The sequence below is a fragment of the Corynebacterium sp. HMSC075D04 genome (assembly GCF_001815635.1).
GTDB lineage: Bacteria > Actinomycetota > Actinomycetes > Mycobacteriales > Mycobacteriaceae > Corynebacterium > Corynebacterium coyleae.
The window spans coordinates 66,555-66,845 of the sequence record NZ_KV821371.1 but is presented as its reverse complement, the minus strand read 5'-3'; the positions used below and the strand labels follow the sequence as shown (position 1 = coordinate 66,845).

1 protein-coding gene is annotated in these 291 nt (G+C 60.1%); it reads left to right on the top strand.

The window, feature by feature from the left end; all coding sequences use genetic code 11:
• Positions 1 to 291: HNH endonuclease signature motif containing protein (locus tag HMPREF3048_RS12745; protein WP_141758919.1), on the top strand; the 291-nt coding region annotated here is incomplete at both ends.

Genomic DNA, 291 nt, shown 5'->3' with positions numbered 1-291 from the left:
TCACGCTCACGCTAACCGATGGCACGACGATGACAGGTGCGGAATTTCTCGCGCAGCAATTCGGTGACGAGTTGGAAGTTGCGGCGTTTCACCCGACCGAGGGTGCAGTCAACTTGTATCGCACCCAGCGATTCGCCAATAGTAAGCAACGCGCGTTGGCATCGATGATGTCGCCGACGTGTCCGGTGCCGGATTGCCGGCATGGGGCTGACAACTGCGAAATGCACCACATCCAGGCCTGGCGGCACGGCGGGGAAACCAACCTGGCCAACCTCGTGCCGTTATGTCGGT